The 23,229-nt window shown below is 67.7% G+C and carries 20 protein-coding genes; 3 read left to right on the plus strand and 17 right to left on the minus strand.

Annotated features, from left to right (window positions below; all coding sequences use genetic code 11):
* Nucleotides 1-7 precede the first annotated feature (7 nt).
* From H4W27_RS09115 to H4W27_RS09125, 3 genes are all read right to left on the minus strand, one after another.
* Nucleotides 8-877 carry a carbohydrate ABC transporter permease gene (locus H4W27_RS09115; protein ID WP_192595650.1) on the minus strand — a complete coding sequence of 290 codons (870 nt, stop codon included), beginning with the start codon at nucleotides 875-877 and terminating at the stop codon, nucleotides 8-10.
* Nucleotide 878: 1 nt separating this feature from the next.
* The gene (locus H4W27_RS09120) at nucleotides 879-1,748 is read right to left on the minus strand and encodes a carbohydrate ABC transporter permease (RefSeq protein WP_192595651.1); all 870 of its coding nucleotides are present in this window, start codon (nucleotides 1,746-1,748) and stop codon (nucleotides 879-881) included.
* Between the two features lie 142 nt (nucleotides 1,749-1,890).
* Nucleotides 1,891-3,192, minus strand: a complete 1,302-nt coding sequence (locus H4W27_RS09125) for an extracellular solute-binding protein (protein WP_318782259.1) — start codon at nucleotides 3,190-3,192, stop codon at nucleotides 1,891-1,893.
* Between the two features lie 160 nt (nucleotides 3,193-3,352).
* Between H4W27_RS09125 and H4W27_RS09130 the strand changes: the two genes are divergently transcribed.
* Complete coding sequence (locus tag H4W27_RS09130) at nucleotides 3,353-4,078, plus strand: GntR family transcriptional regulator (RefSeq protein ID WP_192595653.1); 726 nt, start codon at nucleotides 3,353-3,355, stop codon at nucleotides 4,076-4,078.
* Here the strand turns inward: H4W27_RS09130 and H4W27_RS09135 are convergent.
* The 6 genes from H4W27_RS09135 to H4W27_RS09160 form a co-directional block, all read right to left on the minus strand.
* Complete coding sequence (locus H4W27_RS09135; RefSeq protein WP_225939068.1) at nucleotides 4,075-4,869, minus strand: ABC transporter permease; 795 nt, start codon at nucleotides 4,867-4,869, stop codon at nucleotides 4,075-4,077. The genes H4W27_RS09130 and H4W27_RS09135 overlap by 4 nt on opposite strands.
* Nucleotides 4,866-5,735 carry an ABC transporter permease gene (locus tag H4W27_RS09140; RefSeq protein ID WP_225939069.1) on the minus strand — a complete coding sequence of 290 codons (870 nt, stop codon included), beginning with the start codon at nucleotides 5,733-5,735 and terminating at the stop codon, nucleotides 4,866-4,868. Before H4W27_RS09140 ends, H4W27_RS09135 begins: the two co-directional genes overlap by 4 nt.
* Nucleotides 5,732-6,520: an ABC transporter ATP-binding protein gene (locus tag H4W27_RS09145; protein ID WP_192596528.1), complete on the minus strand. Its 789-nt coding sequence runs from the start codon at nucleotides 6,518-6,520 to the stop codon at nucleotides 5,732-5,734. The genes H4W27_RS09140 and H4W27_RS09145 overlap by 4 nt, the downstream gene beginning before the upstream one ends.
* Nucleotides 6,521-6,601: 81 nt before the next feature.
* On the minus strand, nucleotides 6,602-7,684 hold the full coding sequence (locus H4W27_RS09150) for an ABC transporter substrate-binding protein (RefSeq protein ID WP_192595654.1): 1,083 nt from the start codon (nucleotides 7,682-7,684) through the stop codon (nucleotides 6,602-6,604).
* 47 nt (nucleotides 7,685-7,731) lie between these two features.
* Nucleotides 7,732-9,144 carry an amidohydrolase family protein gene (locus H4W27_RS09155; RefSeq protein ID WP_192595655.1) on the minus strand — a complete coding sequence of 471 codons (1,413 nt, stop codon included), beginning with the start codon at nucleotides 9,142-9,144 and terminating at the stop codon, nucleotides 7,732-7,734.
* 58 nt (nucleotides 9,145-9,202) lie between these two features.
* On the minus strand, nucleotides 9,203-10,612 hold the full coding sequence (locus H4W27_RS09160) for an amidohydrolase family protein (RefSeq protein WP_192595656.1): 1,410 nt from the start codon (nucleotides 10,610-10,612) through the stop codon (nucleotides 9,203-9,205).
* A 189-nt stretch (nucleotides 10,613-10,801) separates the two neighbouring features.
* On the opposite strand from H4W27_RS09160, the gene H4W27_RS09165 reads away from it, so the two are divergent.
* Together H4W27_RS09165 and H4W27_RS09170 are read left to right on the plus strand one after the other, a co-directional pair.
* The gene (locus H4W27_RS09165) at nucleotides 10,802-11,881 is read left to right on the plus strand and encodes an XdhC family protein (RefSeq protein ID WP_192595657.1); all 1,080 of its coding nucleotides are present in this window, start codon (nucleotides 10,802-10,804) and stop codon (nucleotides 11,879-11,881) included.
* Nucleotides 11,882-11,884: 3 nt separating this feature from the next.
* The gene (locus H4W27_RS09170; protein WP_192595658.1) at nucleotides 11,885-15,865 is read left to right on the plus strand and encodes a molybdopterin cofactor-binding domain-containing protein; all 3,981 of its coding nucleotides are present in this window, start codon (nucleotides 11,885-11,887) and stop codon (nucleotides 15,863-15,865) included.
* Here the strand turns inward: H4W27_RS09170 and H4W27_RS09175 are convergent.
* The 8 genes from H4W27_RS09175 to H4W27_RS09210 all read right to left on the minus strand — a co-directional run bounded on the left by H4W27_RS09175 (nucleotide 15,841) and on the right by H4W27_RS09210 (nucleotide 23,223).
* Nucleotides 15,841-16,491, minus strand: a complete 651-nt coding sequence (locus H4W27_RS09175; protein ID WP_192595659.1) for a nucleotidyltransferase family protein — start codon at nucleotides 16,489-16,491, stop codon at nucleotides 15,841-15,843. The two genes, H4W27_RS09170 and H4W27_RS09175, sit on opposite strands and share 25 nt — an antisense overlap.
* 14 nt (nucleotides 16,492-16,505) lie before the next feature.
* Nucleotides 16,506-16,772, minus strand: a complete 267-nt coding sequence (locus H4W27_RS09180) for a helix-turn-helix domain-containing protein (RefSeq protein ID WP_192595660.1) — start codon at nucleotides 16,770-16,772, stop codon at nucleotides 16,506-16,508.
* Nucleotides 16,773-16,800: 28 nt separating this feature from the next.
* Nucleotides 16,801-18,234 carry an allantoinase AllB gene (allB, locus tag H4W27_RS09185; protein ID WP_192595661.1) on the minus strand — a complete coding sequence of 478 codons (1,434 nt, stop codon included), beginning with the start codon at nucleotides 18,232-18,234 and terminating at the stop codon, nucleotides 16,801-16,803.
* 169 nt (nucleotides 18,235-18,403) lie between these two features.
* Nucleotides 18,404-19,342, minus strand: coding sequence for a factor-independent urate hydroxylase (gene pucL, locus H4W27_RS09190; RefSeq protein WP_192595662.1), 939 nt, complete (start codon nucleotides 19,340-19,342; stop codon nucleotides 18,404-18,406).
* Between the two features lie 110 nt (nucleotides 19,343-19,452).
* Complete coding sequence (gene uraH, locus H4W27_RS09195; RefSeq protein WP_192595663.1) at nucleotides 19,453-19,779, minus strand: hydroxyisourate hydrolase; 327 nt, start codon at nucleotides 19,777-19,779, stop codon at nucleotides 19,453-19,455.
* 44 nt (nucleotides 19,780-19,823) lie between these two features.
* Entirely contained in the window at nucleotides 19,824-20,711 is an 888-nt protein-coding gene (locus tag H4W27_RS09200; RefSeq protein WP_192595664.1) for a MurR/RpiR family transcriptional regulator, read from the minus strand.
* Nucleotides 20,708-21,961: an allantoate amidohydrolase gene (locus H4W27_RS09205; protein ID WP_192595665.1), complete on the minus strand. Its 1,254-nt coding sequence runs from the start codon at nucleotides 21,959-21,961 to the stop codon at nucleotides 20,708-20,710. Before H4W27_RS09205 ends, H4W27_RS09200 begins: the two co-directional genes overlap by 4 nt.
* Nucleotides 21,958-23,223: a pyridoxal-phosphate-dependent aminotransferase family protein gene (locus H4W27_RS09210; protein ID WP_404821849.1), complete on the minus strand. Its 1,266-nt coding sequence runs from the start codon at nucleotides 23,221-23,223 to the stop codon at nucleotides 21,958-21,960. The genes H4W27_RS09205 and H4W27_RS09210 overlap by 4 nt, the downstream gene beginning before the upstream one ends.
* Nucleotides 23,224-23,229 lie beyond the last annotated feature (6 nt).

A 23,229-nucleotide genomic window follows, 5' to 3' on the forward strand; every position in this document is an offset into this window, starting at 1 on the left:
ATGAGGTTCAGCCCTTGACGGCCGAGCTCGCCACACCCTCGATGAACCACCGCTGGAACACCAGAAATACCACGATGACCGGGAGGACGAGCAGGACCCCGAATGCCATGACCTGTCCCCAGGCGGGTGGCAGCTGGCCGGCGAAGACGCTGATCTGGAGCGGAAGTGGCCTGAGATTGGGATCCGAGATCATCAGCACCGGCCACAGGAACGATCCCCACTGGGTGAGGAAGGTGAGGATCGCGACGGAGGCGTATGCCGGCTTGCTCATAGGGGCGATGATCTGCCAGAAGATGCGCCAGGGTCCGGCGCCGTCGACCCGGGCCGCCTCGTCGATGCTGCGCGGGATTCCTGTGAAGAACGAATAGAAGAGGAAGATCGACAGCGCGTTTCCGATGAACGGCAGGATCTGGATCCACAGCGTGTTCCGCGCGTCGTTGTAGAGGTAGAACATCGGCACGGCGACCGCTTCGAACGGCACGATCAGGATCAGCAGAATCGCCAGGAGAGCAACGGCGCGGCCACGCCATGACAGGCGGGCCAGCGCGTAGGCGGCCATCGAGTTCACGATGAGGCCCAGCCCGACGACGGCGACCGTCACGGTGAAGGAGACGGCGAAGAAGCGCCAGAGGTGCCCGGTGCTGTCCGAGGACAGGCTGGAAGCCACCCCCGAGTAGTTGTGCAGTCCCCATTGGGTCACATCGAAGACGGTGAACCCCGCCAGCGTGTCACTCGCCGGCGCCAGGGAGGCCGCGACCATGTAGGCGACCGGGGCGAGGAAGAGCAGTCCGGTGACGAGCAGCGCCGCGTAGTGCGGTATGCGCGACCTGAGCTCCCGCCGACTGATCTTGGGGTTGGACGCGGTGGTCTGAGCCATCTCAGCCCTCCTTCTCGGTCGTGACGCGGCGCTGGATCAGGGACAGGACGACGACTATGAGGAAGAAGACCACCGATATAGCGCTGGCCCGCCCTATGTTGTTCTCGTCGAACGCCGCGGTGACGGCCTCGTACATCACTGTTCGTGTCGCATCCTCGTTGAGGCCGCCGCCGGACTTGGCCAGGACATAGATCTGATCGAACACCCGGAGCGAGAGGATCGTGGTGTAGAGGGCCACGAACACCAGGGTCGTCCTGACCCCCGGCAGCGTGACGTGGACGAACCGTTGCCAGCCGTTGGCCCGGTCGAGTTCAGCGGCCTCGTAGAGCTCTGCCGGAACCTGCTGCAGCGCCGCCAGCAGAATGACCATCTGGAACCCGCAGCCCTGCCAGATCGAGAGGACGATGACTGAGGCAAGCGCCGTGAGCTCCGAACCGAGCCAGTCCTGGGACCCGAAGGTCCCTCCCGAGAAGAAGGTGAGGGCAGAGTTGAGCAGCCCTTCGTCACCGCGAGCCAGGATGAGACGCCAGATGATCGCGACCAGAGCGATGGGAAAGACGACGGGCAGGAAGTACAGCGAACGGAAGATTCCGATCCCGGGAATGTTCTTCTTGACCAGCAGTGCCAGGGCGAGGGCCAGGGCCGTCTGCACCGGCACGACGACCGCGGCGAAGATCAGGTTGTGCAGCAGCGCGTCCAGGAACTGTCCGGAGACGTCGGGGTCTGTCAGGATCCGGACATACTGCGTGAGCCCCATGAACGAGGGATCTCGCGGGTCTCCCAACCGGACGTTGTACAGCGAGAAGCCGATCGAGGCCACGAACGGCACAGCCACAAACAGCAGCAGGAGCGAGACGGCCGGAGCGGCCATGAGCGGACCCGCAAACTGGGCCCTTCTGATCTTTCGCGGCCTGACGGTCCGGGCCTGCGGGGGGTTGAGCCCTGTTGTGGTGGCGATGTCGCACTCCTTGAGCTGAGGAAGCGGGGCCCGCAGGCCCCGCTTCCTGAGTCGATCAGTCGTTCTGGTAGCCGTCGTTGTCCGCGAAGTCGGAATCAATCGCTCGGGCGGCCGAGTTGAGCTCGTCCTGCACGTCCGCGCCTCCCCAGATCGCGAGGAGTGCACTTCCGAAGGCGCTTGTCACGGTGGGGTATCCGGGGGTCACCGGACGGGCGACCGCAACGCACTCTTCGGTGACGTCCTCTGAGCCGCAGGCCGAGGCGAGGTTGTCAGCGAACAGCTCCAGCGGCTTGTCCGGGCCGTAGAGCTCACTCTGTTCCAGGGCCGAGGTGCTGCCTGGGACCGCCGCGTTGGCCTCGACCATCGCGCCGATGCTCTCGTCCGTGAGCAGGAAGTCGAGGAACGCTCCAGCCGCCTCGGGGTTGTCCTCGGCAGCAGGCGTGGCGCCCCACTGCCAGGACCCGTGCCCTGCCTTGGTTCCCTGACCAAAGTCCGGCAGCGGCATGAGCACGAGATCCTCCCCGAGCGCCTCGCTGAAGGTGGGATACATCCAGTTGCCGGTCCAGGTCAGAGCAGTCTCGCCGTCTGGGAACGCCGTTCCGCTGGTGTTGGGATCGGCGAACTCCTTCCAGGAGGCCCAGCGTTCAAGTGCATCAACGTTCTGCTGGCTGTTGAGCACCCCCTCAGCCTCCCCGTCCAGCATGAGCGTGCCCCCCGCTGACCAGATGTCCGGAGTCGTGGTGAATGTTCCCCACTCCGCCGCGAAGCCATTGGCTTCTCCGAGATCGACCGCTTTGCCGGAGGGCGAGACCTCAGCCAGCTCCGCGAGGTGGGTCTCGAACTCATCGACGGTCCACGCCTCATCCGCGGTCGTCGGCGCCTCGATGCCCGCCTCATCCAGCAGCGCCTTATTGCCCCACAGGCCCAGTCCTACGTCGAACATGCCCACGGCGTACGTGGCGTCGTTGTAGGTGCCGCTCTCCTCGACGCCTCCGATCCGGTTGTCGAGCGTCTCTGCCGAGACGACATCCTCCAGCGGAATCAGCTTGCGGTCATAGACGAACGACGCCATGGTCGGGGCGTCCATCTCCATGACCTCGGGCAGATCCTCGGCCGAGGTCGATTGGATGGTGCTGGTGTAGTCAGCTTCCGGGATGAGCGTAAGCTCCGCCGTCACGTCTTCCTGGGAGGAGTTGAACTCGTCCACGAGTGACTGCAGCGCCTCACTCTCCGCCGCCTGGCCTGCGTGGGCCCACACCTCGATGGCGCCGTCGGCCTCACCGCCGCCGGAACCCCCGGAGTCCCCGGAGCACGCGGACAGAATGAGGGCCAGCGAGAGCCCCGTGCCGATCGTCACGGGGATTGGCCGAGACCTCCTACGTACAGACATCGCTTCAGTTCCTTCCGATTCCGTGAGACTGGATGATGCGTCGATTTGACAAGTTTGGCCTAGACCAATTTCGAAGTCAATAGATTGGCCTAGGCCAATTTTTCTCGCTGGAGATATCATGGTGGACATGACCTCTCGGGCCTTTGCGGCACCCAAGTACTACAAGGTGAAGGAAGAGCTTCGCCAGCTGGCCCACGAGGCTGGCCCCGAGGCTTCTCTGCCCACTGAACGCACACTGGCCGCTCAGTACACGACGTCCCGGACGACCGTGCGCCAGGCCATCGCCGAGCTGGTGGCCGAAGGAGTCCTGCATCGGACCCAGGGCAAGGGGACCTTCGTGGCACCCTCGCGTCCGACCTATGTCCGTCAGCTCACGTCCTTCACCGAGGATGCGGAGGCGCAGCATCTTCGAAGCGCCTCCGACATCCTGGGGATCGAAACGGTCCCTGCCGACGCGCACCTCGCCGAACGGCTGAGCGTCTCGCCTGGAACGGAGCTCACACGCGTAGAGCGCGTGCGCATCATCAACGGGGAGCCTCTGGCGCACGAGACTGCCCACCTGCCCGGGCCCCTGGCCGGGCTGCAGCACCGCCTGGAGCAGAACGGGTCACTGTACGCAGTCCTGAGCACGCACTACGGCATCAGCATCGCTGAGGCAGAGGACACAGTGATGACCATGGTCGCCGGCCCGCGTGAAGCGCACCTGCTCACCATCGAGACAGGTGCTCCCCTGCTGCTGATTCACCGACGCGGGCTCAACGCGCAGGGGTCCCCCGTCGAATGGACGCGGTCGGTCTTCCGCGGCGACCGCTTCCAGTTCTTTGCCCGCACCTCCGCCGATTCGACTCCCTAGGCGGCCAGTCCCATTCCGGTACGGCGCGCCACGAGGCGTTCCACCACACCGATCACGGAGTAGAGCAGCAGGGAAGCAAGAGTGACCACCAGTACGGAGGCCCAGAGCCTGTCGTACTGGGTGTTCGCGATCGCCTGAAAGATGCCGTATCCGATGCCGTCGCCGGTCGCCAGCCATTCCGCCAGCAGCGCTCCAGTGAGAGCGCCGGGAATCGAGACCCGGGTGGCGGTGAAGAATGAGGGGACCGAGGCGGGCATCGCCACTTTGCGCAGAACCGTGGCCGGCCCCCCGCCGTATACCTGAACGACCTCGGACATCGCAGGGGAGGTCGAACGCAGCCCCTCCACGATGGTGACCAGGGCGGGGAAGATGACCACGATCGTGCCCATTGCGGCAACGGAGAGCCAGTCCCGCCCGAAGATGAGCACGATGATCGGGGCCATAGCGACCAGCGGCACTGATCGGCAGATCATCGCCAGCGGCATCATGGCGACTTCGAAGCCCTTGAAGAGCTGGAACAGCATCGCCACCACGAGGGCCACAAGGAGCCCCGCGGTGAAGCCGATGAGCGTGTCCACCATGGTGATCTGGAAGTCTGACCAGACCAGCGCGAGGTTCTCGGCAGCGGCCTCCTCGACGAAGAGGTATCCGTAGACGTCCAGCGGCCCCTTGCCGATGATGCCCGAGACGTCGAAGAACGCCAGCAGGCCCACCCAGGCGATGAGTATCAGCCCCAGCGAGAGCACGAGATTGGCCACTGGCTTCAGCGGCACGAAGATCTTCCGCATCATGTCTCCTTTCCTGCCCAAGGGGCCACGAAGCGACCGGCGAGAGCGATGACGGCGTAGGCGGCGCCGGCCACCAGCACGGCGACCAGGGCGAGCGCCCAGAGTCGATCGACGTTGAGCGTCTCCTGCGCGCTGACCATCGCTGGTCCGAGCCCGCTGTCGACGCCGCCGACGAATTCACCGAGGATCGCACCCAGGACTGCTGCCGGGGCGGCGATCTTCAGCGCCGTGAAGATATAGGGGACCGCAGTGATGAGCTGCACCTTGACCAGCTGGTGGAAGCGACTGCCCCCGGCGACGGCGATGACGTCGAGTCCCGAGGGGTCGGCGGCCTTGAGTCCCTGGATGGTTGTCACAACCGTCACGAAGAACACGGAGAGACCCGCGAGCACGGCAGCCGTCATCGAAGGCTCCCCGCTCAGCGGCGGCCCAGCCACGGCGAAGATCACCGGACCGATGGCGATCAGCGGGAGGCAGTAGGTGATCACCGCCATCTGTGTGGCGAGACGCTCGAGCCAGGGTGCGAGCAGGACAAGCCCCGCCGTCGCCACCGCCAGAGCGTTGCCCACGGCGAAGCCGATCCCCGCCTCCGCCAGCGTGACCGAGGCATTGCGCCAGTAGAAGGAGAATCCGTCTGCGGCCAGCTGTTGCAGGACCTCGGGTGGTGTGGGGACCGCCGAAACATTGCCGCCGGCGCCGCGCCCGACGAGGTTGAGCGCACCGACGACCCACCAGGCAGCCAGCACCACCAGCAGGCCCATGGTGCCGGGGACCCAGCTGGGCAGCGTGACCGAGGACCGTTGGCGGCGGGCGGTTTTGGGGCCGACGGGACTCCCCGTCCGGGGGTCCACCGCTGTGCTCAGGCTCATGAGCCGCCGCCCGGTCCGGGCTGGCCGAAGAGCAGATCCGAGGCATGGTCCACCAGGGCATGGAACTCCGGAGTCCGCTGCATCTCCGGGGTGCGCGGCCGAGGAAGGTCCACTTCGAAGACTTCGCGGATGCCACCGGGGCGCGCACTCATGACCGCGACGACATCGGAGAGGAAGATCGCTTCGGCGATGCCGTGGGTGACCATCAGCGTCGTCGCCGGCTTCTCGGTCCAGATCCGCAGAAGCTCCATGTTCAGCCGCTGGCGGGTCATGTCGTCGAGCGCACCGAAAGGTTCGTCCAGTAGCAGCACCGAAGGCTTCACCACCAGGGCCCGAGCAATGGACACCCGCTGCCGCATGCCCCCGGAGAGCTGAGCAGGACGCGCCTTCTCGAACCCCTTGAGTCCGACCAGGTCGACCAGACCCTGGATCAGTCCCGGTTCGGGCTTGATCCCGGCCACCTCCAGCGGCAGCCGGATGTTGGAGACCACGCTGCGCCACGGCAGCAGGGCCGAATCCTGAAACGCGATCCCCAGATGATGGCCGGCACGGAGCTCCGCCGGCGACTGTCCGTCCATCCGCAGCTCACCAGTGGTCGGCTTCTCCAGGCCGGCGAGCATCCGCAGAATGGTGGACTTTCCACACCCGGAGGGCCCGAGCAGGGACAGAAACGTCCCGCGTCCGGTGGCGAGGTTGACGTCCTCCAGGGCGGTCACCTGCTTGGCGCCCGAGCCGAAGACCTTGCTCAGTCCGCTGAGGCTGATGCCGTCGCCGGTGAGATGCATGCTGTCCGTGTCGACGGCGGGGTTATGGGTACCGAGTGCAGCTGTCACGTCACGCTCCTTGCTAATTCTTGCTCAGGGGCTTCAGGGAAGCGGGTGTTCGATGAGGTCGGGGTTCTCCTCGTAGATCTCCTCGAGCAGGCTCAGGTCGAAGAGGTCCTCGGGCACGTCATAGCCCACGGCCTCCACTGCCGCGAGCGTGTCGGCGACGGCGTCGTCAGACATCGTGAACAGCCCGTTCTCCCGGGTCCACTCGGAGGTGATGAGCTCTGCCTGCGTCTCGGCAGTGCGCAACTGGTGGTCATAGTCGAGGTTCTGGTCGGCCGCGTGGTCTTCCACAGTGGTCCGGGCGGCCTCCTCAGGATCCGCCAGTGCGTCCTGCCACCCCCGGATGGAGGCCTCCAAGAAGGCCTTCAGCTCCTCGCGGTTCTCCTCGATGTCCTCCTCCGTAGCCACCAGGGACCCTCCGGAGAACGGCAGCCCGTGATCCACGAACATCATGGATTCCACGTCGTAGCCGGCCATCTCGATGCTGATCAGCTCATTCGTCGCGAAGCCGAAATAGGCGTCGATCTCTCCGTTGAGGAACGGCTGCGTGTCGGCCTGGATGGAGGCCACCTCCACCTCGCCCTCCAGATCATTGGCGGCCAGGAAGGCGTTGAAGACCGGCTCATTCGCCGGCGGAACGCCGACGCTCATCCCGACGAGGTCCTCGGGCTCGGTGGCCGGGTTCTCGCTCATGGTGACCACGGTGTAGGGGATGTCCTGGAACACGGAGCCGATGATCTTCAGCGGTGCATCATCGCCCTCCGCCTCGATCGTGGACGCAACCACCAACGGGTTGGACCAGCCCACCAGACCCGCACCAGAGGCCACCTGCACGGTGGAAGGTGTCGCGGAGGGGCCGCCAGGGATCAGATTGACCGATTCGAAGCCGTTCTCCTCGTAATAGCCGTTGTCGATGGCCTCGTAGAGGCCCACGAACTCTGCCGTGTGCAGCCAGGACAGCGGCACATCGATCGAACCGTAGTCGGCATCTGCGGAGGTCTCCTCGTCCTCGGCGACCGCTCCCCCGCCGCACGCGGTGAGGACGAGCAGGCCAAGGCTCAGTGACCCTGCCGTGAGAGTGCGGATCCCGGGGCGGCTGTGGTGGTGAAGCGTGCTCATCAGTTTCTCCTTGAGATGGGTGGCGTGCTTTGGTGCAGGATTCAGGGTCAGACCCTGGCGGCGGTGTCCTCGGACCCCCGTGCGGTGATGCCAGCCTCTTCTCCGGCCTCCACTGCGGCGAGGTATTGGCTGCGGCGCTCGAACAGACCAGGAACGGCCTGGCGTGCCGACTGGATGAGCTCCGGCAGCTCGGCGGTCAGAAGCTCTCCGTCTCGAGTGATGACACGACCGTCGACCATGGTGAGGCTGACATCGCTGCCTCGGACCGCATGCACCAGGTTGTGGTGGATGTTGGCGTAGCGCCCTTCGGGCAACAGCGGAGTCATCCGGGGGGTGTCGGTGCGCACGGCGATCAGGTCTGCCTGTTTGCCCACCTCGATCGATCCGATGCGGTCCTGCAGGCCCATGGCTCGTGCTCCGCCTATGGTCGCCATGGTCAGCACCTGCCAGGAGTCCATGGCGGCGGCGTCCATGCTGCGCAGCTTGCCGAGCAGGGAGGAGACCTTCATCTCCTCGAACATGTCCAGGTTGTTGTTCTCCTTCTCCCCGTCGGTGCCGATTCCCACCGGAATGCCGGCGGCGAGCATGTCCGCCACCGGGGCCATCCCGCTGGCCAGCTTCATGTTGCTGACCGGGTTGTGGGCCACTCCGGCGTTCTGTGAGGCCATATAGGCGATCTCGGAATCGTCGAGCCACACTGCATGGGCGAGGACCGTGCGCGGGACGTCGAAGAAGCCCAGGTCCTTCAGCGCGTGCACCGGCCGCTTGCCATAGCGCGCGTGGAACTCGGTGACATCCAGCGTGGATTCGCTGCAGTGGGTGTAGAGCCCGGTCTCGTAGGTCTGGGCGAGCTCCACAGCCCGGGCCAGGCCGGCGTCGTCGGCGTAGAAGGGGTGCTCCAGTCCCACCCAGGGGATGATGCGACCCTCTCCTCGCCCTGCAGCGGGGCCCCAGGTGCGCAGCATGCGCTCGTTGTCGTCAAGGGTGTCGAAATAGTTGTGCTCAGGGTGCTCGCCGACGTAGTTCACGGTGACCAGCCGGTTTCCGAGCTGCTCGGCCGCCTCGGCGCAGCCGTCCATATAGCGCCACATGTCGACGGTGGTGGTCGTGCCGGCGAGGAGCCCCTCGGCGTAGCACAGGTATGCGGCAGTCTTGGCCTCATCGGCTTGCAGGACTCGGTGCATCGGGTCGATGTGCACGCGCAGCCATTCCCAGACAGGAAGATGTTCGGCGGTTCCGCGCAGGATCCCGGAGTGGTGGTGGGTGTTCACCAGCCCCGGCATGAGCACCTGGTCCCGCAGCCGGACCTCGGTCGCCTCTGGATGCGCCGCACGCAGCTGTGCCACCGGTCCCACGGCTGCGATCAGGGTGTCCTCGACCAGGACTCCGTGCCCCGTGAGGACCTCATAAGGGGAGGTCATCGGGAGCAGAAGATCCGGAACGTACAGGGTCAGCGTCATTGGAGGCCTTTCAACGGCTCTGCAGGTCGTGGTGTTTTTCTGGAGATGAGCAGGGATTTCATTCGAGGCCCTGCATCGTTCGCGCCGCCGCGCGGTGGCGAGGAAGGATGTCCTCGAGGCTGGCGAGTTGGAGCTCCCCGGCTTCGATGAGCGGCCTGCCGGCGACGAGGGTGTGCCAGGCGCGGGCCGGCCCGGAGCGCAGCCAGGCCTCGACCGGATCGGTGAAGGCTCCGGTCTGGGACAGCGGCGCGGACTCCCACATGACCAGATCCGCGCATGCCCCAGGGTGCAGGTGGCCGATCTCATCGACCCAACCGAGGTTCGCCGCGCTGCCCAGGGTGGCCATGTTCAGGGCCTCTCTGGCAGAGAAGGAGGCCGGGCCGTGCCGATGGCGCGCCAGCAACAGCGCTCCGCGGGTCTCCATCCAGAGATTCGCTGAATCAGCCGAAGCTGAGCCGTCGCAGCCGATGCCCACCGCCATGCCCATGGAGCGCAGCGCTTGTGCGTCTGCGGCGTCTCCGCAGATGATCATGTTGGAGCTGGGGCACTGGGTCGCGCTGACCCCCGCGGCCGCCAGTCGCTGGTTCTCCTCCGAGCTGCCGTAGACGTAGTGGGCCACCCAGGACCGAGGCGTGGCCCAGCCCACGTCTTCGAAATACTCCACAGGTCGCCGCCCGTAGACCTCCATCGCGTAGGTGTCCTCGTCCTTGTCTTCGGCGAGGTGGGTGTGCAGCCGGACATCATGCTTCTCCGCGAGCTCAGCGGTCTTCCGCATGATCGACTCGCTGACCGAGAACATCGAACACGGTGCCAGCGCGACCCGGGTCATGGCACCGGGCGCGGGATCGTGGAATGCGGCGATCAGGCGTTCGGAGTCAGCCAAGATGGTGTCCTCGTCCTGCACCACCTCCTTCGGCGGCAGTCCCCCGTCCTCCACAGACCGCGTCATCGATCCGCGGTTGGCCATGAAGCGGAAGCCGATCTCGGTGGTGGCCTTGATCTGGGCGTCGATGAGATTCGGCTTCGGGTGGACGTACATGTGGTCCGAGGAGGTCGTGCACCCGCCCAGCAGCAGCTCGGCGCAGGCTACATAGGTCGACAGGTAGGTGGACTCCTCGTCCAGTGCCGCCCAGCGCGGGTACAGCGTGGTCAGCCACTGGAAGAGACTTCCGTTGATAGCCGGCGCGAAGGCGCGGGTCAGGTTCTGGTACATGTGGTGGTGTGTGTTCACCAGACCTGGAGTGACCAGTCGGCCACCGGCGTCGATCACTCGGCTGGCGGTTGGCGCCTGGCCCGAACTCGGCCCGGCACTGTGCACCCTTCCGGCGTCCAGCGCGATCCACCCGCCGTCGATCTCACGGCCCGCCTGCAGCGCCTCGTGCTGAGCGGAGGCTCCTGCACCGGAGGCCTCCAGCACGATATAGGCGTTGGTGATCAGCGTGTCGACGCGCAGTGCGGCGGGGGTCATCCGTCCTCCTGAAGTAGGTAGAACCCCAACCTATGAAACAGATGTTTCTTCATTCACTCGCCTTCGTTACGGACATGTAAATGCCGGAGCGCGTAACGGCGCCGTAACCCGCACATGCCTAAGCTGGAGCACGATTCCAGGATCTGTCAGCACAGATCCACTGTCCCGAGCGCTTGACCAGGAGGCCCCGTGCTTGACCGCATCACCTCCTATCAGGCCTGCTTGGATGCCCCCAAGCGCTGGGCCGTGGCAACGATCGTTTCGGTGCGCGGCTCCTCGCCCAGCCCGGTGGGCACCTCCATGGCGATCTCCGCAGACTTTGAGATCATCGGCTCCCTCTCCGGAGGCTGCGTGGAGTCCTCCGTGGCCGCCTCGGCTCAGGACGCGATCAGCGCAGGGACCATCCGCCGAGAATCCTTCGGACCCGATGGCACACCCTTCGGCCAGGCCGGACTCGGGGTGGCACTGACCTGCGGGGGTGAGATCGAGGTGCTCATCCAGCCGCTGGTCACTGCTGACCTCGAGCCGCTGCGGGAGCTCGCGACCCGCGACTCACGCGCCCCCGCTCAGCTGACCCGCCGGCTCACCGATGACTCCGGGACGAGGCTGCTCGTCCACGAGCAGCGCGACGCCGCGCCACGGCTGATCCTCAGCGGCGTGCATGACTTCTCGGTGCACCTGGCCCAGCTCGCGCTGCAGGCCGGCTGGCGGGTCCACATGGTCGAGATCCGCCCCGCCTTCGGCACCGGCGCACGCATCCCCGCCGGTGCGGACCTGAATCTGGGTCACCCCGCCAGCATCATCAGGGAGCTCCTTGAGGGGCCGGTCAGTTCCTGGACCGGGGTGGTCGTGATGACCCATCATCCGGACCTCGACGTGCCGGTGCTCGACTGCGCGCTGACCTGGGCAGACTCCGAATCACAGCTGGACCTGACCGGTCAGGCGCCGCAGCAGGTCCAGAGGGCCTCCCCCGACGACGACGGTGCCGGTCGCTTCATCGGCGCCATGGGCTCGCGCACCTCCGCCGCGCGCCGGGACGCCGCCCTGAGGTCCCTGGGCCACAGCGCAGCGGCCCGTGCCCGCGTGGTGTCTCCGCTGGGTCTCGATCTGGGAGCCGAGACCCCCGCCGAGGCGGCCGTCTCCATGTTCGCCCAGCTCATCGCCGCGAAGAACGCGTCCGCCACAGCGGCTCCCCTGGCGCGCTCGCGCGGGCCGATCAATGCTGCGCGGCCGCGCAGCCTCAGCATCATCAGAGAAATGGCAGTGTGAGACGTGGACATCACCAGTGTGGAGACGACCCTGAGCACCGCGAACCCCGATGACTTCGCTCCCGGGGATTCCTGGCTCGCCGGAGGCACGGTGCTCTACTCCTACGGCCATGACTTCACCAACTCCGCACCGCGGCGGCTTCTGGACATCACCGGCGCCGGATGGGCGCCGCTGACCTGGCATGACGAGTCCGCTGACAGGTGGTCCGGCCTGGAGATCGCCGCCACATGCACCATCGCGCAGTTCCACGCCGCCGCGTCCAGCCTCGCCGGGACCAGGGCGGCCGGCCTGGACGGGGTCGCGCTCATGGCACCTGCCGCGGAGTGCTTCGTGGCCTCCTGGAAGGTGTGGAACACCTCCACCGTGGGCGGGAACGTGGCCACGGCGCTGCCCGCAGGACCGATGACCTCCTGGCTCTCCGCCATGGAGGCCCAGGCGCTGATCCTGTCTCCCGGAGGGACCCGGCGCACTGCGCTGGTCTCAGATCTGGTGCTCGGGACAGGAGCCACAGCGCTGGAGCCCGGCGAACTGATCCGCGCCTTCTTCGTCCCCGCCAGCGCGCTGGCACGTCCCACCCTGATGGTGCGAGAATCGCTGACCCGGTATGGCCGGTCGGCCGCCCTGCTGCTCGCCTCCCCCGCTCCGGGCGGGGCTGGCGGCACCGATCAGCTGCATCTCACCATCACGGCCAGCACCGTGCACCCGGTGATCCTGCAGCTCCCGCGCGGCACCGAAGTGGCGGCCGCGGTGCGCGCCGGGGTCCCCGAGTCGGCGTGGAATGACGATGTCCATGGCGACCGTGAGTGGCGCATCGAGGTCACGATCCGGCTCGCTCAGGAGCTCGCGGAGGCGATCCTCGCCCCGGAGTCCGCGGCTGTCGTCTCGCCGCGGACTGAGCAGGAGTCCGCTGCCCAGACGGTGCTCCCCGAGCCGACTCTGCTGAGTGCCGCAGCTCCGGTAGAGCAGCAAGCTCAGCCAGCCCAGCCGGCGCACGTCATGGTGGACGGCAGGGAACTGACCCTGGACGCCGATCCCGGTCAGTGCCTGCGCACCTGGCTGCGGGACACCGGCGCGGCCGGGGTCAAGCGCGGCTGTGACGCAGGAGACTGTGGGGCCTGCACCGTGCACCTCGCCCAGCCCGGACAGAAGCCGACCGCAGTGCACAGCTGCATCGTCCCAGCGCAGCGCGCCGCCGGAACCGAGGTGACCACCGTGCAGGGGCTGAGCCCTGAAGCAACCGCCCAGGTGCTGTCCTCCCAGCAGGACGGTGCACCGCATGATCATGAGGCCCTCGCGGCCGCGCTGCATCCGACCCAGCGGGACTTCCTCGACTCGCACGGCTTCCAGTGCGGCTACTGCACCGCCGGTTATCTGATGACCGCCACCGCCGAGGGGCCCTACTCTCCAGAGCGCAGCATTGCGGCAGCCCACGAGGCCCCGACGGAAGAGACGGCCGGGACGACCACCGATGCCGAGGATGCCGCCACGCTTCGTCGGTTCAAGGGCAACCTCTGCCGCTGCACGGGGTACTGCTCGATCAAGGATGCGCTCACCCAGACCCCACGGGTCAGCGCCGAATCAGGAGTCGGGAAGAGCCCGGCCCCGCCGGCCGGACCCGCCGTGGTGACCGGCACCGCCGCCTACACCTTCGATCAGGCCGGTGAGCGCCCGCAGGAGGATCCGCTGCACATCGTGGTCGTCCGCTCACCGCACGCCCATGCCCGGATCCGCCGCGTCGCGGGCTCCGCGGCCCTGGCCTCCCCCGGGGTCATCGCTGTGCTGACGCATGAGGACGCGCCCGCTGCGCTCTTCTCCTCAGCTCAGCACGAACTGGTGGAGGATGACCCCGCGGACACCCGGGTGCTCGATGACGTGGTCCGCCATGTGGGGCAGCGGGTCGCCGTCGTCGTCGCAGAGTCTCGTCGCCAGGCCGAGCGCGCCGCGGCGCTGGTGGAGGTCGACTATGAGCTGCTGCCGACCGTGCTGGACCCGCGGGCCGCGCAGCGCAGCGATGCCCCGGCGGTCCATTCCGGGAAGGACTCGGCCACGCACCGGATCCTTGCCCCGGAGCGGAACCTGGTCGCCCTGGCCTCCAGCTCTCAGGGCCGCGCCGAAGCCGAGCTGTCCCGGCTGCAGGAGGGCCCCGCCTCTGCGGGAGCCTCCTACTGGGGCAGCTTCGAGACCCACCGCACCTCCCACGTCGCCCTCGAGACGCATGGCTGCCTGGGCTGGATCGATGACCTGGGCCGCGTCACGCTGCGCTCCTCCACCCAGGTGCCGTTCCTGGTGCGGCGGACGCTGTGCCGGATCTTCGGTCTCGCGCCCGAGGTGGTGCGGGTCTTCGCCCCGCGCGTGGGAGGGGGCTTCGGCTCCAAGCAGGAGGTGCTCACCGAGGACCTCGTGGTGCTGGTGCTGCGGACCCTGCAGGAGCGCGGAATCACCCGGCCGGTGCAGCTGGAGCTCACCCGCTCCGAAGCCTTCTCCGCCACCACGACCCGCCATCCCTTCCTGATCGATGTCGCCGTGGGTGCCGACGCCTCAGGCGCACTGCAGGCCATGCAGCTTCAGGTGCTCTCCGACACCGGCGCCTACGGCAATCACGGTCCCGGGGTGATGTTCCACAGCGTGACCGAGTCCATGCAGCTCTATTCCGCCCCGCACAAGCAGGTTCGCGCCGAGGTGGTCTATACCAACAACCCGCCGGCCGGCGCCTTCCGCGGCTATGGACTGAGCCAGACCATCTTCGCCGTGGACTCGGCCATGGACGAGCTGGCCCGCCGGCTGGGACGGGACCCGCTGAGCTTCAAGGCGCAGAACATCATCGCCCAGGGCGAGACCCTCTTCGGCGCAGAACACGATGATGTGCTCGTGGAGGTGGACGGGCTGCAACAGTGCCTGCAGATCATCGGTGAGCAGCTGCGCACCGGAGAGCTCACGGCCGCCGAACGGGATCAGTGCGAGCGCCTGCTCACCGAGGAGCGCCACGGCGGACTCGCCGGCGGTCATCCGCCCGGCGCAGGACACCCGCTCGGAGACTGGGCGGTGGGCACCGGCACCGCGGTGGCGATGATCGACACCGTGCCGCCCAACGGCCACCACTCCCACGCCACCGTCACTGCGCTCGGCTCCGGGCGCTACCAGCTGAAGGTCGGCACTGCGGAGTTCGGCAACGGCACCTCCACCGTGCACCGCCAGGTAGTCGCCGAGGTGCTGGGCACCACCGCGGAGAAGATCCAGCTCATCCAGGCCGACACAGACGCGGTGCGCTTCGACACCGGCGCCTTCGGCTCCACCGGCATCACGGTGGGCGTCAAGGCCGCTCACGTCGCGGCGGAGAAGCTGCTCGAACAGCTGGCATCGGCTCCGGAGGCGGATCCCGTCGGACTGACCGCGGAGGGCACGTGGGCAGGCACCCCGCGTTCGGTCTCCTTCAACGTGCAGGGCTTCCGGATCGCCGTGGACCGGCGCAGCGGCACCCTGCGCATCCTGCAGTCGGTGCAGGCGGCCGATGCCGGAGTGGTGCTCAACCAGGCGCAGTGCCGCGGCCAGGTCGAAGGCGGTGTGGCCCAGGCGCTGGGCGCCGCCATGTTCGAAGAGCTGCAGATCGACGCAGACGGCGCCGTCACCACGGACATCCTGCGGAACTACCACATCCCGCAGATGGCGGATCTGCCCCGCACCGAGGTCCACTTCGCGCAGACCCGCGACCCGATCGGTCCGCTGGGCGCCAAGTCCATGTCAGAGGCTCCCTTCAATCCTGTGGCGCCGGCCCTGGGCAATGCGATCCGCGATGCGATCGGGGTCCGGATGACCCGCACTCCCTTCCGCAAGGACCGGATCGCCGCGGCGCTGCGGTCCGCCGAGCCCCGCGCGGACGCGGCAGGGACAGCCCGGCCAGAGCAGACACGGCCGCCGGAGCAGGGCCCGGCGCAGGGCGAGGGTGCAGAGCAGGTGGGAGCTCAGCCGGCACTTCCGCCGCGCTGACCGGCGCGCCAGCGCTGAAGGTCGTCGACCGTGTCGATGTCCGCGTCCTGGGCCCAGCCGGTGAGGTCCACGGCATCGAGGAGCTCCGGGTGTGCCTGCACGTAGGCTCGCGCACCCTCGTCACCCTGTGCGGCGGCCGCGGCCTCGATGGCTGCGTCGATCTCGAAGACCACGGGGTGCGTCGGGCGGCCGTCGACCTCTCCACGAGCAATGCGTCCCGCACGGTGCGCATCCAGGACCCGGCGCAGGGCGGCAGCGCCGATCCCCGGCTGATCGACCAGAACGACGGCGACCCGGGCGGCCCCCAGCGCGCGGGCACCCTCGATCCCGGTGCGGAAGGAGGCTGAGAGTCCCCGGTTCCACTCGGGACAGGTCCTGAGCTGCAGACCGGGATCGAGATCGAGGCTGAGACCGGGACGCCGCTGCGTCTCTCGCCTCAGCGCCGCGCGCACCTGTTCGGCGCGGTGACCGAGGACCACCAGCGGGCTCGTCCCGGCGTCGAGGGCCGCCGCCGCGGCTCTCTCCACCAGAGTCCACCCGCCCACGCGGACCAGCGCCTTGCCGTGGCCGTCCAACCGCGAGCCCTCCCCGGCCGCGAGGATCACGGTGACGTCTGCCTCGGTCATGTGGCTCCGTGGACTCAAGCGGCCGGACTGACCGCGTCGTTGGCGGCCTGACCGAGCGAGATGAGCTTCTCACCGAGGCCATAGCTGCGGTTGGCGAGCTGACGGACATAGCCCTTGGCGATCATGGTGCGCAGCAGCCGGTGGGCGGTGGGCGCCGGCAGACTCGTCTGCCCGGCGAGCTCGCTGAGGCTCATCTGGCCCCCGTGAGCGCTGATCGCCTCGAGGATGTCCAGTGCCCGGTCCACGGACTGCACTCCCGGACTGCGGGGGGCCTCGGTCACGGCTGCTCCTTCTGCTTGATCATGGGCCTCAGCGCGTCATCGGACTGAGCTCGAGGTGGCCTGCTCCGCGCAGGAACTGCCCGACCGGCGCCAGCGCGCTGGTCGTGTCCCGTGGGCTGAAGAGCTCGATCCCCCGCAGCACGGCACCGATCACGGTGCCGGTGATCTCGTAGTGCTCATAGGCCGAGATCGGATTCTTGTGCGCGAGCCCCATCGCGGACACCACATTGGTCTCCTGCGGGTCATAGATCACCAGATCCGCGTCCCGGCCCGGGGCGATGATGCCCTTGCGGCTCAGGCCTGCCAGTGCCGCCGTGTTCTCAGCCATCCAGCTGCTGACCTGTTCGATGCCGATGCCCCGCAGACGTGCCTCATGGGCAACCGCGGAGAACCCCACCTGCAGCCCCGAGATGCCGCCCCAGGCCTGCTGCAGGTCAGGGGCCCCTCGATGCTTCTCCTCCGCGGTGGAGGGCGAGTGGTCGCTGACCACCGCATCGATGATGCCTTCGCGCAGCGCGTCCCAGAGCGCCTCCCGGTTGCCGCTGTCACGAATGGGCGGGCAGCACTTGAACTCGGCGGCCCCGTCCGGGATGGAGTCAGCCTCGAAGCACAGGTAGTGCGGGCAGGTCTCCACGGTCAGCGGCAGGCCCTCCGTGCGTGCCGCAGCGATGATGTCCAGGGCCCGTGCGGAGGCAAGGTGCAGGATATGGGTGCGGCAGCCGGTCTCGCGGACCGCCTCGATGAGATCGCTGATCGCCGCCACCTCCGCATCGTGTGGGCGGGTGAGCGCCCAGTCCGCGTAGTGGCTGAGCCGGCGTCGTCGTCCGGTGACCTCTGTTGCCCGTTCGATGGTCTCGGCATCCTCGGCGTGGACGATCACGAGCCCGTCGAAGCGGGCGACCTCCGCCATGGCCTCGCGCAGCTGTTCCCCGTTGACCGGCGGGAACTCATCGACACCTGACGGGAGCAGGAAGCACTTGAAGCCGAAGGCTCCTGCCTCCCAGAGCGGCCTGAGCTGGGCGGTATTGCCGGGGATGATGCCTCCCCAGAAGCCGACGTCCACATAGGTCTGCCCCATGGCGGCCCGCTGCTTGATCCGCAGGGACTCCACGTCCACTGTGGGCGGGATGCTGTTCAGCGGCATGTCCACCACCGAGGTGACACCTCCCAGCGCTGCTGCCATGGTGCCGGTGGCGAAGCCTTCCCAGCTCGTCCGGCCGGGTTCATTGATGTGCACGTGCGTGTCCACGTTCCCGGGGAGCACCAGGTGAGAGGGCCTGACCACGGTCATGCCGGCACCGGCGCCGACATCACTGGCCTTGACGATCTCCTCGCGGCGTCGCCCCTCCCCGGTGCTCAGCCGATGGATCCGCGCGATCTCGCCGTCGAGGATCTCCAGGTGAGCTGGGACGAACTCACCGCCGAGCAGCACCTGCTCCGCGATGAGGTGGCGCAGCGTCATCGGCCCGGGGCCGCGGCCCTGGCGGCGGCATCTGTCGCCGTGGTGTGCTCGACACTCATGGATTCACCTTCTTCTGAGACCGGAACTGCGGGATCCCTCTACGCTATGAGCGCGGTGTTAGGGAAGTGTTTCCGCTCGATTGCCGCCTCGAGAAGGCTCAGCAGGACGCTCAGCAGAAGCCTGCGATCCATTCCCAAGCCTGGGGCCGCGCCGGTGCGCCCCTGCGGGTGACCGAGGCGTTCATCAGACCGTAGGGCCTGTCCCCCGCCTGGAAGACCTCATTGGGGTTCTCCAGTCCGAAGGGACTCAGGTCCACCACATAGTGGTGGTTGTTCGGCATCACGAAACGGATGTCCTCGATCTCCTCTATGGCGCCCAGCACTGCCTCGCCTGCGGCGTAGAGGGTCTGCTGCAGCGACAGCGAGTGGACCAGCGCGAACTGCTCAAGCACGATCTGTTTCACCCGGGCGTAGACAGCATCGAAGTCGACGGCCCCCGCAGCAGCCTGCCCCTCGGCGCCGGCGGCGAAGAGCCAACGTGCGGTGATGTCCGTGGCCATCACCCGATCGTCAGTCTCCGGCAGGGTGGTGTAGCGATCCTTCGGATACCCGGAGAACTCGCTGCCGGTGGTCTTCAGCACGGTGAGGTCGCTGAAGCCGCCCACCAGGTGCTCGACTCCGTCGGCGATGGTCAGCGCGGCGGTGCGGATCTCCTGTTTGGACTTCACGAAGGAGTGCTCATGCTCGGTGAGCGTGCCATCGGGACCCGGAACCCGAATTCGCTCCCAGGGGTAGGACTCTGCGGACCAGCGGCCGCCGGAGACCTCGGCCTGGCCGGTGAAGTGCTGGCCGAGCAGCAGCAGGAACTGCTCGGGGGTGGTGATGCCGTGCTCCTTGGCGAAGGCGTAGACCGTGTTCTTCTGCGTATCGGTGGCGATGACCCGGGTGTTGTCGCCGCTGGTGTAGCACTCGGTGAAGTCCCCGCGCAGCATGGAGCTGACATTGAGGTCCACGAGCGTGTGGACCGGGGTCTCGCGGTTGACACGGACCACACGGACCTCGGCCTTCCCGTACTGGTTCGGACCGAGGACGATGTCGGAACTGCTCATGGAATTCTCCTTCAAGGGCGAGTCGGCGTGGGAAGTCGGATGCGAGTGATCGGCACGGGCGGGCCGGTGTTCGACGGGGATCGGCGGGCGGGCAAGAGCTCCCGTGCTGGTCAGCTGCCCCGGTAGGTGCTGTAGCCGAAGGGGCTCAGCAGCAGCGGCACGTGATAATGCTCCGCCGAGGCGTCCACGGCGAAGGTCAGCGTGACCTCGGGGAAGAAGTGGGCGACCTCGCGGGAGGCGAAGTACTCTGCCGTGGCGAAGACGAGCCGGTAGGCGCCGGCGGGAAGCTTTTCCGGGCCAAGGTCCGCGATGCGACCGTCGGCGTCGGTGGTGCCCGAGCCGAGCGGCGCTCCCTCGGATCCCACCAGCTTCACGGCGATTCCGCGCGCCGGAGTCCCGGTGGTGGTGTCCAGGACATGGGTGGTGATGAGACTCATCGTGGCTCCTCTTCTCAGTGCTGAAGTCCTCAATGCTCAAGTGCTCAGTGCTCGAGCTCGTCGAGCTCGTCATAGGCCCGCGCGATCGCGGAGATGCGTTTTCGGCCCGCTCCCAGCTGCCGGTTGAGCACCCCGTTGGCGAGCAGGCTGACCAGGGACATCGCTGCGGCGTAGCTGTCGAAGGCGCCCTCGGAATCGATCGGGCATTCGATCCAGCAGTCGGCCTCCATGGCATAGTGCCGGGAGGTGCTGTCGCCGAGACACAGCAGCTGGGCCCCGGAGGAGGCCACCGCCCGGACGGCCTTGCCGAAGACCACGGGACGACGGCGGAAGCCCACCGCCACCACCAGGTCCCCGGCTGAGATCCCGGCCAGCTCCTCACCCAGCGTCTGTCCCGGCTGAGGTGCGATCCGGACCCTGGGGCGTGTCTGGATGAGCTGCTGGTGCAGGTGCAGCGCCACCGGGTAGCTGTTGCGCAGTCCCAGCAGGATCACCCGGTCGGCGCTGGTGAGCATCTCCACCGCCTGGTGAAGCCGGCCTTCGGCCAGACCTGCGCCGAGTCGGGCCAGGTTCTCGTGGTCGCGCGCCTCGTGGCGCTGCAGGCCGGTGGAGCCCTCGGTGTCGGCCGAGGTCACCGGCGCGGCGGTGGGCACCCCGCGGCTGCGCAGCGCTCGGGCGTGGTCCTTGACCTCGCGGAAGTCCTCGAAGTCCAGCTTGCGGAAGAGCCGGGAGACGGTGGCCTTGGAGACCCCTGTCTCGCGGCTGATGTCAGCGGCGGAGAAGATCGCCAGGTCCCCCAGGTGCTCGAGCAGAAAATCTGCGACCCTTCGCTCCTGCGGGGCCAGGGCGCCGTAGTGGGCGTCGATGCGGGCATCGATCCGGGTCTCTGCCTCGAGCCGGGGCTCGCTCTCACCGATCTGTGGCGTCGTCATCTTCCTGCTCGCTCTCCATGCTCTCGTGCGACTTCCCAGACGGTGCTCTCCAGCGCCTGCAGCGCCAGCGCCACGTCGGTGACCATCACGTTCTCCTGCGGGTGGTGGCTGATCCCGTCCTCACAGCGGGTGAAGAGCATCGCGACGTCGGTCACCGATGCCATGGCCATGGCGTCGTGCCCGGCTCTGGAGTACAGCGTGATCGGCTCGGCGTCTCCGGTGGCCGCCACCCCTGCTGCCAGGGCCCGGCGCAGTCTCTCCGAGCAGGTCACGGTCGGGGCGGAATGGATCTCCTCCACCGTCAGCTCGAGATTCCGCTGCGCACAGAATCCCGCCAGCGCCGTGTGGATCTCCTCCCACGCGGCGTCGCGCAGCTCATCGGACTCGGCGCGGAGGTCCAGGGAGAGGTCAGCCTCCCCGGGCACCACGTTCACCGCCCCTGGACGCGTCTCGAGCTGGCCCACGGTGGCGATGACGCCACGCTCGCGGCCGATCCGCTCCACGTCGAGCACTGCCTGGGCGGCGCCGATCAGGGCATCGCGACGACGCTCATAGGGAGTTCCTCCGGCGTGGCGGGCCTCGCCCTGGATGGCGAGCCGGAAGCGTCGCGCGCCGGCGATGGAGCTCACCAGTCCCAGTGGTCGCTGCGCGGCCTCGAGGTAGGGGCCCTGCTCGATGTGTGCTTCGAGGTACCCGACCAGCTCCTCGGGCGACCGTGCGGCGTCGTCGACCTTCTCCGGATCCAGTCCGAAGTCCCAGAAGGCCTGGGCCATGCTGATGCCCTCGGCGTCGGCGACCTCCCACCAGTGCGGGTCCCAGGTGCCGGCCATGGCCCGGGAACCGAGCAGGGTGGCGCCGAAGCGGGCACCCTCCTCGTCGGCGAAGGCGACGATCTCCACAGCGAAGGGAAGCTCACGGGCGTGGGGCCCCAGCAGTCGGGCGGTCTCGATCCCCAGCAGCACACCCATGATGCCGTCGTAGCGTCCTGCATCGGGCACGGTGTCCAGGTGGGAGGCGATGATCAGCGCAGGCAGACCGGGCTCACGTCCCTCGAGCCGAGCACACTGGTTGCCCGCGGCGTCCTGCCAGGTCTCCATCCCCACTTCGGTCATCCACGCGGCGGCAAGTGCGTTGTGCCGCTGGTGCTCCTCGGTCAGGTAGGCACGCAGTATCCCATCCGGGAGGGCGCTGATGGCGGCGAGCTCATCACAGCGCGCCATGATGCGCGCCGCCGCTGCGTCGATGGTCATGCGGGCACCTCACCGGGCTGCTGGGCCTGGCTGCCCGCGTGGTCCTGGTAGATCTCCGCTGCCGCCCCGGTCCCGCCGCCGGGCCGGACCTCTGCGCCGCCGGCGCGCAGCACCTGCTCCAGCGCGGCCAGGGTGATCATGACCGCGTCCTTGCGGGCGTTATACCCCATCGTGCCGATCCGCCAGACCTTGCCGTGCAGCGGTCCGAAGCTGGTGCCGATCTCGATGCCGTAGTCGGCCAGCATGGCCGATCGGACGGCGTCGCCGTCGACCCCTGCCGGGATATCCACGGCGACCACATTGTTCATCTTGTGTGTGATGTCGCCGAAGACCTCTAGACCGAGTCCCTGGACTCCTGCCAGCATGGCCCGACCATGGAGCTCGTGACGAGCGACGGCGGCGTCGAGACCTTCGTCCAGCAGCAGTCGGGCGCATTCGCGGGCTCCGTAGAGCATGGAGGTGGCTTCGGTGTGGTGGTTCAGGCGCTGCGGCGCCCAGTAGTCCATGATCATGGCCAGATCGAAGTAGTTCGACGCGATTCTGGTGCCGCGGCCCGCGGTGCCGTCGGCGATGCCCGCTTCGACGTGCCGCCGCGAGCGGATGGCGTCCACGGCGCGATCCGAGAGACTGATCGGAGCCGAGCCGGAGGGACCGCCGAGGCACTTCTGCAGCCCCGCGGTGACGGCGTCGATCTTCCACTCATCGGCGGAGAACTCATTGCCGGCCAGCGAGGCGGTCACATCGGTGTAGAAGAGCACGCCGTGGCGCTGACAGATCTCACCGATGTCCTCGAGCGGCTGGTTCATCGTGGTGGAGGTGTCGCCCTGGACCAGGGCGAGCAGGGCGGGGCGCTCCTCGATGATGGCCTGCTCGATCTCCTCGGGCGTGAAGACCTGGCCCCAGGTCTTCTCCCGGACGGCGACCTCAGCTCCGGCGCGCACGGCGATCTCCTTGAGCAGGTGACCGAACCGTCCGAAGATCGGCACGAGCACTTTGGCACCGGGTTCGATCAGCGAGATCAGGGCCGCTTCAATGCCTGCCCGGGAGGTGCCGTCTACCAGGAACGTGGCCTCGTTGCTGGTCTTGAAGACCCCGCGGTAGAGCTCCATGACTTCGTTCATGTAGCCGGTCATCGCCGGATCATACTGACCCACGAGCTGAGCTGACATGGCGCGCAGGACGCGCGGATCGGCGTTGATCGGGCCTGGCCCCATGAGCAGCCGGGGCGGCGGATTGATCTGGCTGGAACTCATACTGGACATCGTACT

It is taken from the genome of Nesterenkonia lutea (assembly GCF_014873955.1).
Taxonomy (GTDB): domain Bacteria; phylum Actinomycetota; class Actinomycetes; order Actinomycetales; family Micrococcaceae; genus Nesterenkonia; species Nesterenkonia lutea.

Bases quoted from the DNA above. Each gene is read 5' to 3' on its own strand.
- H4W27_RS09115 (WP_192595650.1), bottom strand. From the start codon at position 877: ATGGCTCAGACCACCGCGTCCAACCCCAAGATCAGTCGGCGGGAGCTC.
- H4W27_RS09120 (WP_192595651.1), bottom strand. From the start codon at position 1,748: ATGGCCGCTCCGGCCGTCTCGCTCCTGCTGCTGTTTGTGGCTGTGCCG.
- H4W27_RS09130 (WP_192595653.1), top strand. From the start codon at position 3,353: ATGACCTCTCGGGCCTTTGCGGCACCCAAGTACTACAAGGTGAAGGAA.
- H4W27_RS09135 (WP_225939068.1), bottom strand. From the start codon at position 4,869: ATGATGCGGAAGATCTTCGTGCCGCTGAAGCCAGTGGCCAATCTCGTG.
- H4W27_RS09140 (WP_225939069.1), bottom strand. From the start codon at position 5,735: ATGAGCCTGAGCACAGCGGTGGACCCCCGGACGGGGAGTCCCGTCGGC.
- H4W27_RS09145 (WP_192596528.1), bottom strand. From the start codon at position 6,520: ATGCATCTCACCGGCGACGGCATCAGCCTCAGCGGACTGAGCAAGGTC.
- H4W27_RS09150 (WP_192595654.1), bottom strand. From the start codon at position 7,684: ATGAGCACGCTTCACCACCACAGCCGCCCCGGGATCCGCACTCTCACG.
- H4W27_RS09155 (WP_192595655.1), bottom strand. From the start codon at position 9,144: ATGACGCTGACCCTGTACGTTCCGGATCTTCTGCTCCCGATGACCTCC.
- H4W27_RS09160 (WP_192595656.1), bottom strand. From the start codon at position 10,612: ATGACCCCCGCCGCACTGCGCGTCGACACGCTGATCACCAACGCCTAT.
- H4W27_RS09175 (WP_192595659.1), bottom strand. From the start codon at position 16,491: ATGACCGAGGCAGACGTCACCGTGATCCTCGCGGCCGGGGAGGGCTCG.
- allB (WP_192595661.1), bottom strand. From the start codon at position 18,234: ATGACGCTGCGCCACCTCATCGCGGAGCAGGTGCTGCTCGGCGGTGAG.
- pucL (WP_192595662.1), bottom strand. From the start codon at position 19,342: ATGAGCAGTTCCGACATCGTCCTCGGTCCGAACCAGTACGGGAAGGCC.
- uraH (WP_192595663.1), bottom strand. From the start codon at position 19,779: ATGAGTCTCATCACCACCCATGTCCTGGACACCACCACCGGGACTCCG.
- H4W27_RS09200 (WP_192595664.1), bottom strand. From the start codon at position 20,711: ATGACGACGCCACAGATCGGTGAGAGCGAGCCCCGGCTCGAGGCAGAG.
- H4W27_RS09205 (WP_192595665.1), bottom strand. From the start codon at position 21,961: ATGACCATCGACGCAGCGGCGGCGCGCATCATGGCGCGCTGTGATGAG.
- H4W27_RS09210 (WP_404821849.1), bottom strand. From the start codon at position 23,223: ATGTCCAGTATGAGTTCCAGCCAGATCAATCCGCCGCCCCGGCTGCTC.